The 8,843-nt window shown below is 58.7% G+C and carries 12 protein-coding genes and 1 pseudogene; 8 read left to right on the forward strand and 5 right to left on the reverse strand.

Annotated elements, in window-relative coordinates:
* Positions 1–49 precede the first annotated feature (49 nt).
* Positions 50–175, forward strand: a complete 126-nt coding sequence (locus ACFFWD_RS40080) for a hypothetical protein (protein WP_376974925.1) — start codon at positions 50–52, stop codon at positions 173–175.
* A gap of 43 nt (positions 176–218) precedes the next feature.
* On the opposite strand, the gene ACFFWD_RS40085 is transcribed toward ACFFWD_RS40080, so the two are convergent.
* A complete protein-coding gene (locus ACFFWD_RS40085; RefSeq protein ID WP_376974914.1) occupies positions 219–539 on the reverse strand; it encodes a hypothetical protein in 321 nt (106 codons plus the stop codon).
* 364 nt (positions 540–903) lie between these two features.
* Between ACFFWD_RS40085 and ACFFWD_RS40090 the strand changes: the two genes are divergently transcribed.
* From ACFFWD_RS40090 to ACFFWD_RS40110, 5 genes are all read left to right on the forward strand, one after another.
* Positions 904–1,173 (forward strand): hypothetical protein, encoded by a 270-nt coding sequence (locus ACFFWD_RS40090; RefSeq protein WP_376974915.1) that lies wholly within the window; start codon positions 904–906, stop codon positions 1,171–1,173.
* Positions 1,166–1,462 carry a hypothetical protein gene (locus ACFFWD_RS40095; RefSeq protein WP_376974916.1) on the forward strand — a complete coding sequence of 99 codons (297 nt, stop codon included), beginning with the start codon at positions 1,166–1,168 and terminating at the stop codon, positions 1,460–1,462. The genes ACFFWD_RS40090 and ACFFWD_RS40095 overlap by 8 nt, the downstream gene beginning before the upstream one ends.
* A gap of 38 nt (positions 1,463–1,500) precedes the next feature.
* A complete protein-coding gene (locus ACFFWD_RS40100) occupies positions 1,501–1,785 on the forward strand; it encodes a DUF1488 family protein (RefSeq protein WP_376974917.1) in 285 nt (94 codons plus the stop codon).
* Between the two features lie 451 nt (positions 1,786–2,236).
* Positions 2,237–2,443 carry a hypothetical protein gene (locus ACFFWD_RS40105; protein WP_376974918.1) on the forward strand — a complete coding sequence of 69 codons (207 nt, stop codon included), beginning with the start codon at positions 2,237–2,239 and terminating at the stop codon, positions 2,441–2,443.
* Positions 2,444–3,063: 620 nt separating this feature from the next.
* Complete coding sequence (locus ACFFWD_RS40110) at positions 3,064–3,300, forward strand: hypothetical protein (RefSeq protein ID WP_376974919.1); 237 nt, start codon at positions 3,064–3,066, stop codon at positions 3,298–3,300.
* Positions 3,301–4,009: 709 nt separating this feature from the next.
* Here ACFFWD_RS40110 and ACFFWD_RS40115 read toward each other — a convergent pair.
* Positions 4,010–4,276, reverse strand: a pseudogene (locus ACFFWD_RS40115) (IS66 family transposase); the annotation flags it as partial.
* A 166-nt stretch (positions 4,277–4,442) separates the two neighbouring features.
* Between ACFFWD_RS40115 and ACFFWD_RS40120 the strand changes: the two are divergent.
* On the forward strand, positions 4,443–5,057 hold the full coding sequence (locus ACFFWD_RS40120) for a site-2 protease family protein (protein ID WP_376974920.1): 615 nt from the start codon (positions 4,443–4,445) through the stop codon (positions 5,055–5,057).
* A gap of 120 nt (positions 5,058–5,177) precedes the next feature.
* Positions 5,178–5,612 (forward strand): DUF1194 domain-containing protein, encoded by a 435-nt coding sequence (locus ACFFWD_RS40125; protein ID WP_376974921.1) that lies wholly within the window; start codon positions 5,178–5,180, stop codon positions 5,610–5,612.
* Positions 5,613–5,677: 65 nt separating this feature from the next.
* On the opposite strand, the gene ACFFWD_RS40130 is transcribed toward ACFFWD_RS40125, so the two are convergent.
* From ACFFWD_RS40130 to ACFFWD_RS40140, 3 genes are read right to left on the reverse strand one after another with little or no spacing between them, the layout of a single operon-like run.
* Positions 5,678–6,178 (reverse strand): TadE/TadG family type IV pilus assembly protein, encoded by a 501-nt coding sequence (locus tag ACFFWD_RS40130; protein ID WP_376974922.1) that lies wholly within the window; start codon positions 6,176–6,178, stop codon positions 5,678–5,680.
* A 47-nt stretch (positions 6,179–6,225) separates the two neighbouring features.
* Positions 6,226–6,786 carry a TadE/TadG family type IV pilus assembly protein gene (locus ACFFWD_RS40135; protein ID WP_376974923.1) on the reverse strand — a complete coding sequence of 187 codons (561 nt, stop codon included), beginning with the start codon at positions 6,784–6,786 and terminating at the stop codon, positions 6,226–6,228.
* An 11-nt stretch (positions 6,787–6,797) separates the two neighbouring features.
* Positions 6,798–8,321, reverse strand: a complete 1,524-nt coding sequence (locus ACFFWD_RS40140; RefSeq protein WP_376974924.1) for a TadE/TadG family type IV pilus assembly protein — start codon at positions 8,319–8,321, stop codon at positions 6,798–6,800.
* Between the last annotated feature and the right edge of the window lie 522 nt (positions 8,322–8,843).

Raw genomic sequence — 8,843 nt, forward strand, 5'->3', positions numbered from 1 at the left:
TGACCTGCCCGATCAGAGGGCGGCCGAGATCGAAGCCGCGAAGTCGCTGATCGGCCTAGCTAAGGATCTTCCGCCCCTCGACGAGCGAGAGGATGTCGCAATTGAGGTTCGTACAGAAACTGAAGCGCTTTTCAGAGCCGCATTCATTTTTGAACCTACTCGATTGAAACATTAAAGGCATCACGGACCTTACCGGGCGGCGCTGGGCCAATAGGAGATCACCAGCGGCCCGCCCTGCGCGCGACGTTGGCGATGTCGGTCTTCTCCTGTTTCTCGAGACGATCGAATTCGTCGGGTAACAGGACCTGCCCGCGTGGGGTGCAGATCCTCACATCCGTGTAGCCTTGTTGCAGAAGCTGCCTCGCCTTCCTTAGCGCGGCCGCTGCCGTGATGCGGGCGAGATTTTCGCGAGATCCTTCGTAGCTGCCGCCGACCAAGTATTTCAGTTGTATCCGCTTGGAGCCGGCGCGCCGTCTTTGCTTTGCCGCGTTTTCCTTGCGCGAACCCGTATCCACTTCGCTGGAAAGTGCTTTAGGCATGGAAGATGGCCGCAGCGAGTACCAGGATAAGAAGTAACAGTGGGACGATGACGGGGGGCACGATCCACTCGGCCAGGCGAAATTGCCGCAAGGAATGCTCCTGCTTCTTTGCGGCGGGCGCGCGCGGGCGCTCAGTCACCGGTGAATGCCGTGGGGATTGCGGCGATCCCCGACCGTACGCCGATAATCCGACGATAGCGAGCGCTAAAGCGCCTGGCGCCGGCCGCGGCAGAAGCACGCAGCACGCGACAAGGAACCGCTTCCATTCGCCGCTCGGCAAGAAAGCGATAGCTATTGCGGCTGAACGGGCGCATGCTGCCCTCTAGGCAGCGCCAGCGCAGGCATTCGTGAAAGGCAGGCGCGCATGACCGTCCGTTCCCGACGCGAAGTCGTTACCTTCAAGCACCCCTTCCGGATCAGAGGCATCGATCGCCTGTTGCCCGCCGGCGAGTACGACGTCATCACCGACGAGGAGACGATCGAGGGACTCTCATTCGAGGTGTTTCGGCGCATCGCCACCATGATCATCGTTCCAGCAAAGGGTTCGCGCGGGCTTGTGACCGAGATGGTCTCGATCGGCTCGGTCGATCTCGCCGATGCGCAACGCATTGATGCAAGCGCCTCCAATGTCTGACGACCCGCTCGACCTCGATAGTCACCGCGGCATGGCGGCGCAGAAGGCCACCGACCTCCGTCGTGCCCTGGCCGAGGTCGAGACCCATGCGAGGGAGCTGCGGGAGCGTCGAGCCGAGATCGAACATCACCTGCTGTCGTCCCCCGCCGCGTCGTGGCCGGAGGCGGCCACCAAGGCGCGCTACGTCCTGAAACTGTACGCCGCAGGACTGGCGCCGGAAGACACAAGGCATCGCGATCTCGTCGCGGCCATCCTTGAGGATTTTACCCGGCTCACCGAGCCGGGCTGAGACGTTGGTCGCTGCGTCACGTGCAAGGAGTAGGAGACATGACGCTGACGCCCGGTCACTTCATCGGCTATGAATACGACAGGATGGTCGTCCTGTTCTCGATGCTCGACGGCGAGAGGGAGATTCCTTGCGCGGTCTCAACCTCCGCCATGGATGAGCTGGATGGTGTCGTCCGAGCGAAAGAGAGCCAGCGCGAAGCGCAGTTCATACGGCTGCGCGAGCGTATCGAAGCCTGCGCCGACGACAAATACCGAGCGACCGAGCTCGAGGGCACGCCGCCGGGCATCATCCTGCGCAGCATTGACTTCCGGAAACAGAGATAGCAGCTTCATCTGTGCACTCTTTGACGCACGCCAATGCGTCTTGGGTGTAAGGCGATTGGGCATCGCCGCTCAGTCACTGGCATCCATCGGTGAGTGGAGTGTTGAGCTCCCGCCACAAACAGGGAGTGTCGCATGTCCGACGCGCAACTCACGAACAAACTCTCGGCGCGCGAAACTGTACGGCCGCGGTGTCCGTTGTGCCAAGGCACCATGGAAGTGCTGCATGTTGTGACAGGAAGACCCGGCTTCGAGCATTGGACATTAAGATGCAGGAAATGCGGGCTTGTTCATCAAGCGCAGACCGCCGCAGATCCGCTCAATGCCGAAGTGTTGGCCTGGTGTGATGGCGAGCTGAAGCCGCCCCGATAAGGCGAATCTGATCGATTTCCCTCGCTATTGCCAGCGAATGAGCGCAGCATTCGCCGCGGGTTCTCGACCAAGGAGGACGCGCGTGAAACACGACATATACAACAGTAAGGGGGTCCACGTCGGCCTTGTGATCGGTCCAGCTATTTTCGACCTCACGGGCAAGTTGCTGTACGAGCTCAAGGGAACCAAAATCTACCGCGCATCGGGTGAATTGATGGGGCATCTATATGGCGCGAGCGCATCCGAAGGGCTGCGGCTCGACAAGGCGGCTGACCGGCTGTTCTTGTAGATCAGAAGCTGGGCGGCTGAGTGGCGAGCGTGTTGCGGTCCGTTCAGGACCAAGCACTCCTGCAAGCGTCGGAAGAAGTAGATTTTCCTCACGTCGGACTTGAGGACGATTTTGCTGAATGCGGTACGACAAGTTCAGTGCCGGGTATCGAATGTCTCGTAGAGTATGTTGCTCAGCACAGGTCAGCTGGATCGTTCTTCCGCGCGCCTCCCGCCTGCATTGGGAGAGCTGCATGACTCACTCGCGCTACTACCCTGACATCAGAGAAGTCGACGCCTCTACCCGATGAAGGGAGCATGGAGTTCGATGATCAAAGATTGCCTAGGATCCAGGCTACAACATCGTGGGCTGGTAAGGCGGCGGATCGCTCTCCGCTAGATAATCATCGTCACATGGCTAGCGAAGTTTTCACAAATGCCGAACTTGTTTCTTCAGGCGGCACTCATGTTTGATCCACTCGGCCAAGGCATTAGCGTTCGTTCGTGAGCCCCGCGGCCGATCCGTTCCGCTGTTCAGATCTCGATGCTGTTCATTGGCGACGGGGCCATGGTCCCGTTGACTTCCAATGGTCGAGCGTGCACTCCGAGCCGATCGGATAGTCTTGCTTCGGAGAAGCTCACATGACCAAGGGTATTCGGATTACGCCCCAATCCGAAGCTGGCAGGGGACAAAGCGTCGACTTTTCTCTAGCGATCGGGTCGACCAGGCAAATGTGCCGGCTGAGAACGACATTTAGCACTAAAAATCAGGCCCTCAGCTATCTGCAAAAGCACCGGGCCGAGTTCGAGTTGGCGGCTCGCATGTTGCTCGCACGCGGTGAGACGGAAGATGGCATTGTTCAGTTGGAGATGTTTTAGGTGCGATCAATCGTGGGCGCAGCAATGCTGCATGCGCATCGATATCGCGGTGCGCTCTCGCGCAAGGCCCGTGCGCGTTTATTCGGCAGTCCGGAAGCCAAGGACCGTGTCGACGTGGCTGACATCTGTGAATCTTCAACCCCAAAAGGGTCAATCCTTCCACGGATCTCGCTATGCCCGAATATCGGGCTTTCATCTGTGAGGGGGTATGACGTTTTCTGACGAAATCCTAGATTTTATGAGGCGGAAGCGCAAACTAAAGCTAACCGCAACCGATATCGCGGAAATCCTGCACTGGGAGGACAAGTTCAGCCAACGACGCGTCAAGGCGTGTTGTTTGGAGCTGTATGAACAGGGCAAGCTTCTTCGCTGTGGCACCGGCGTTCCCGGTGATCCCCATAGGTACAGTATGCCTCCGCGCGAAGGGCGCTCCGTCTAAGACAGCGCTCCACGAATAGCTGGGAGGCCAAACATTCCATAACTGCCAATATGCGATTCACTTCTGTAGAACCCCGTTTAAAGGGTCACACCTCTCCTCATTAGACATGTCACTTTTTCCCAGGCGCGGTGCCTTGGGAGTTTGGTGTGATGACGGTGCTGTCGATGAGCCGAACGGAGATCGACCGGGTTCACGTGTTGCGGGATGTGGTTGCGGAGCGGATTACGGCGCGAGAGGCCGCGCAGCTGAGCCGCCTGAGGGCAGGGCGCTCAGAGGCCGGCTCAGCGTCTGCCGAACTTGAACGCGTTCCTCGGCACTCCTGCCATTGATGGAGCGTTCGATCTCGAACAGCGCATCGATCCGTCGCACGACCTCGACCGCGATGGGCGAGAGCGGGATCTCCTTCTTGCCGGTGGCCTTGTAACGCGCATTCTCTTCGATATCGGCCATGGCGAAGAACGGGCGCCGCGCATGGACCCAACACGCCGCTTCCCGGATCGGTCCAGGGTGGCGTCCCGCCAGATAGAGCTGATTGTAAACGGAGCATTAAAAGTGGTAGTACCAAAGAGATACTAGGGAAAGCACGACTTCTACCTGCCGAGCCGTGGGCCAAACGGACGTTTGGCCGCTCCGTCCGTGAGCGTATGCTGGTCCGCTTCCAACCAGGACGAAAAGCCCAGAGAGAGGGCTGCGAGTAATTCACATGAATCTCGATTGGGTCATCTTGGCTGTCGGCGCTCTCGGGGTCCTTCTCGTTCATGAGCTTGGCCACCTCTTGACGGCACGCAGTTTCGGATTCGGCGTGATGGCCTTGAGCGTTGGTCTTGGACCCGAGATCGTCGGCTATACGGATCGGTCCGGAACACGGTGGAAGCTCGGGGTCCTGCCGATCGGGGGCAGTTGTTCGCTCTTCGATAGTCTCCACTCATTGCCTTCGGAGGGCGGCGCTCGTCGCTCGTTCTCGACCTCCTCGGTGTTGGAGCGAGCATTGATCTATGCTGCCGGACCATTCCTCAATCTGATCGTTGCGGGCATCGTTCTTGGGGCGATCATTTGTCCGAATGGGTGGTCTGCCCTTGCCTCGCTGGACACGAGGTTGGCGCTACTGATTGGAGGGTTTTCTCTTTTTGTTGGCTTGTTCAACCTCCTTCCTGTCTTGCCTTTGGATGGAGGTCGCCTCCTTCTCATAGCATTTGAGGCTCTCCGTGGCAGACGAGTAGAAGAGAGGGAAGAGAAGTACCTCTTCCAAATCAGTTTGTCAGTCCTTGCAAGCGCGACCGTCGTTTCGGTCTTTTGTCTGCTCAAGGTGATTGTCTGATCCATCCTGCGTGCGCCACTCCCAAATTCAGAAACCGCGTCGAATAACCGACATTCGAAGTACCGCGGACAATACGCATTTTCACCTGATCGCTTGCGATGTCACCATCGGGCTGAGACGATGGGAGGACAGCAATGCACCGGTGTATCTCGATGGGGGCGAGGCTCGCGGTGGCGGCGGCCATCACGTGGGGCAACATCGCGCGCGCTGCGGTGCCTGGCCCAAAAAGGAGCTCAGCAAACCTACGCCAAGGAGAATGCAGCGTCCGTCGACCTCGAGCTGGAAATCGCGGTCGACCTCTCCTATTCCATGGACCTGGATGAGCTTGCCGTTCAACGCGAGGGGTACGCGCAAGCGATCGCCGCGAAGGAATTCCTTGAGGCGATCAAGGTTCGACCGAACAGCAAGGTCGTCGTGACTTATTTCGAAGGGTCGGCATCGAACGATCAGCGGATCATTATTCCCTGCCCCGCGAGCGTTTTTCCTTCCGGCTGCTGCGCGATCAGGATGCTTCGGGGTCGACCAGCGCGCAGGCAACGACGAGTGTCAGTTTGATCCGGTCATGCGGCTTTCATTAGCCGCAATTGCCCTGCGATTCTATCGCCTCGGCTGGCAATATGTCAGCTGCACGGATACTGCACGACGGAGGAAACGCGTGGAAACAGGTAATAGCTCTCGCCGATCGGGACCGTCCCGCTGATCGCATAGCCAAGGTTGGGCGTGTATTGGTACGTGACCTCGCCGAGTATCAACGATACGTTGGCCGGCGAGGGATTGCCGAGGGCCGATGGCAAAGTTATCGTCTGATTGACTGGCCGCGGGGATCCGTTGAGCGCCTTGCTCCAGGTCACGGTTGCCTTGCCATTGGCGTCCGTAGATACTTCAGACACCGTTACCGTCGCGTTCGCGGCGGAATAGGGAGCGATCGTCGCCGACGACGCGCCAAGCATGGTGCTCAGCGCTGAGTCGGTGACGCATGCGTTTCGTGATACCAGGTCGGCGACCGTGTGGGCGGTCTCGCTGACCTTGACGCTGATCGCCAGCCCGTTCCCGAGTTCGACGCCGCCCACATAGAGCAGCAGCATGAACGGCACCACGATGGCGAATTCCACCGCGGCCACGGCGCGATTGTCGACCCAAAAATTCCGCACGCGATGAAGGTTCCGGATCATGAGTTGATAAAAGTCTCGTTCTTGAAAGCCGTGGACGCCATGATCAGGCGGTTGCCGTTCGAGAGGTTCGACAGATTGAAGCCGAGCGGACCGAGGAGGACCGGCCATTGATACATGACTCGCACGACAACGATGTCGCCGGGACTGCCAGGGTTGTATTGCCAGCTGTTCGTCACGTTTCCGCTGGCATCGAAGGTCAGGGATGGCGTGCCCGTGTTCGCGGAAGTCCATGAGCCGGCAACCTGGACATCGATCATCAGCTTGTTGCAGTTGAACAAGGTCACAACGTTGGAGCAGACCACGTTGGCAAACTGGGCCTGGGTCAAGCTCTGGCCCTGCGCCTGCCCGGTCAGGATCATTCGGCTTGATTGGATCACCACCGTTTCCAGGAGCTGCTGGGCAAAGAAAACCAGGAAGGTCTGTATGAGCGCGACCAGCAAAGCGATGAACGGCGTGCCGATCAGTGCGAACTCGACCGCGGTTACGCCCTTTCGGTCGGCAAGGAACGCGCGCCAGCGGCTGCGTTTGGTTATGGGCCCGGCGTGCGTGGCGGTCATGACTGCTTTCTCTACTGAGTCAGGCGGGGGTCGGACGCGACCTTGAGGAATAGAGCCTGGAGTGCGCCCGTGATGTCGCCTCCAGTCTGAACCTCCGTGTACAGTCCCGGCGAGGCGCAGGATCGCAGATTTGTCTCGATCTGGCTGGACGTGCCGTTGTAGGGGTGGACCCATGAATCGTACCAGGCGTTGCTGTTATGGAGCGCCGAGTCGTCATATTGGGTGTAGAGCACCGCGATGCGGATATTCCTGTTCTTGATGGTGGTGCAGATCGTGGGGTCGAGCGGCTGCTGGCAGCGCTTGCCCGTGAGAGTCTTGTTGCAGGAGTTCGTGTACGGGTCGGTCGAAATGTTCACATCCTCAACGCCGTCGGTAACGAGGAAGACCACTTCCTGTGGCGTATCGTTAGCGACGTTGGTGCCATTGCCCTGATTCGGCATGATCTTGTTGAGAGCGCTCAACGCACCCGCGATGCTGGTGTCGGCGTCGCTATTGTTGTTCGACGATGTTAGCCAGTTGTTTTTGTACACGGGCATGAGCTGAATATTGGCGGCTGCATTCTGGATGGTCTGTACCGTGTAGCTAGTCGTCGAGGCGGGCGTCACCGGAGTTCGCACCACCCCGGGTTTTCCGGAAGGCGCGAAGATCGGCGAGCTGCTGTTCAACTGATAATCGAACGTATAGATCGCAATCCCATAGGTATTTCTATTGATGTTCGATATCTGGTAGGCGGTATTCATCAGTGATTGGACTGCCTGCGTGACCAGATCGATGCGCAGCGTGAGGTTGAGGCTGCGGGCGAGAGCGTAGTTGTCTTGATTGGCGCCGCCCGGATTACCAAGATTATCCGCGGCAGGATTGGTTTCGTGGCATGCGAATCCGCACCCTTTGGTGCCGGATGAGTCGACCTGCTTTTGCGTGTTGGCGATCAGCGTGTTGATGTCGCTCGACGTCGCGCCGATGGCCATGGATGGCGAGTCGTCGAGCAAGAGATAGAAATTGATGTTGGGTGCGCTCTGGTTGCGTGCCGCTGACTGGCCTGTGAACGACCAGCTCGCCTTGCTGAGCACGCCCGGGAAGGCATTGGTTGCGGCAGCGTTGTAGCAAACCTGGACGCTGCGAACGACTTGGTTGTTCGAGTTGACAGCGTCAGTATAGACTGAATCCGCGCCGGGGCAGGGGGCGTAAGTACAATAGCCTGTCGTGGGGTCGGGATTGCTGCAATTGACCGCGACCGTAAAAGTCGGCTGTCCCGCCAGGTTGTTGTTGTTGACCAGAGTATTCGCGGTGATGTTGAAAACGTTCTTCGCGGTGGCCTGGGCCACCTGCGGGCTCTGCTGCATCATCGCCGAGGTCACCGTGGCGACCGCGGCAGCATCGGTGGCGGCATCGAGGTTGACCTTCATGTGCTGCGCATGCGTGTAATCCAGCGCCATGCCCAGCAGAAAGATGGTCGGAACCATCGCGAGCGCAAATGTAACCGCGACGTTCGCCGTGCGATCTCTGACGAAATGATAAAGCCAAGCGCGGAGCATGAATTCCCATCCTGGTCGCCGTCAGTCCCGGCAAAGGCACAAGGATCGAGGACGGGAGAAGGCGATCGAAAAGCCTCCGCCGATCTCTCGACGGGGCGGAACTCTGAAGGTGGCTTGTTAAGTAATGCTTACGCGCATTGCGTGACCATGGACGGCTGAAAATCGGCCGGTATCTGATCGAAGCGACCTAATTAACCGACCGTAAAGACGACCGCGACAATTCGAATCAACTGTATTGAGCAGGGGTCGGGACCCGCAGGTGTGCCCGCTCATCGCACGAGACGTCAATCGAAAGTTAATGAGTGCTACCGAGGAGGCCAAAAAAGGCCGAGATCGCCTCGCGCTCAAAGCGCGCCGCCGAAGGCCCGCGGCAGGAATAAAACACACATAGTGTTGTGCTACGACCAACGCGCGCACCGGCGGTTCACGGGAACTCGGACTGGCTTAGGAGAACAGGCATGGATGCGGATTCCGCTCGATGTCGCCCAGCATTCCGAGATGATCTCGCCCACCATTCCGATT

The sequence above is a fragment of the Bradyrhizobium erythrophlei genome (genome assembly GCF_042430365.1).
GTDB lineage: Bacteria > Pseudomonadota > Alphaproteobacteria > Rhizobiales > Xanthobacteraceae > Bradyrhizobium > Bradyrhizobium erythrophlei.

What these genes read in the sequence shown, in the direction of transcription:
- ACFFWD_RS40085 (WP_376974914.1), bottom strand. Translation starts at nt 539, where the DNA reads ATGCCTAAAGCACTTTCCAGCGAAGTGGATACGGGTTCGCGCAAGGAA.
- ACFFWD_RS40090 (WP_376974915.1), top strand. Translation starts at nt 904, where the DNA reads ATGACCGTCCGTTCCCGACGCGAAGTCGTTACCTTCAAGCACCCCTTC.
- ACFFWD_RS40095 (WP_376974916.1), top strand. Translation starts at nt 1,166, where the DNA reads ATGTCTGACGACCCGCTCGACCTCGATAGTCACCGCGGCATGGCGGCG.
- ACFFWD_RS40100 (WP_376974917.1), top strand. Translation starts at nt 1,501, where the DNA reads ATGACGCTGACGCCCGGTCACTTCATCGGCTATGAATACGACAGGATG.
- ACFFWD_RS40110 (WP_376974919.1), top strand. Translation starts at nt 3,064, where the DNA reads ATGACCAAGGGTATTCGGATTACGCCCCAATCCGAAGCTGGCAGGGGA.
- ACFFWD_RS40120 (WP_376974920.1), top strand. Translation starts at nt 4,443, where the DNA reads ATGAATCTCGATTGGGTCATCTTGGCTGTCGGCGCTCTCGGGGTCCTT.
- ACFFWD_RS40125 (WP_376974921.1), top strand. Translation starts at nt 5,178, where the DNA reads ATGGGAGGACAGCAATGCACCGGTGTATCTCGATGGGGGCGAGGCTCG.
- ACFFWD_RS40135 (WP_376974923.1), bottom strand. Translation starts at nt 6,786, where the DNA reads ATGACCGCCACGCACGCCGGGCCCATAACCAAACGCAGCCGCTGGCGC.
- ACFFWD_RS40140 (WP_376974924.1), bottom strand. Translation starts at nt 8,321, where the DNA reads ATGCTCCGCGCTTGGCTTTATCATTTCGTCAGAGATCGCACGGCGAAC.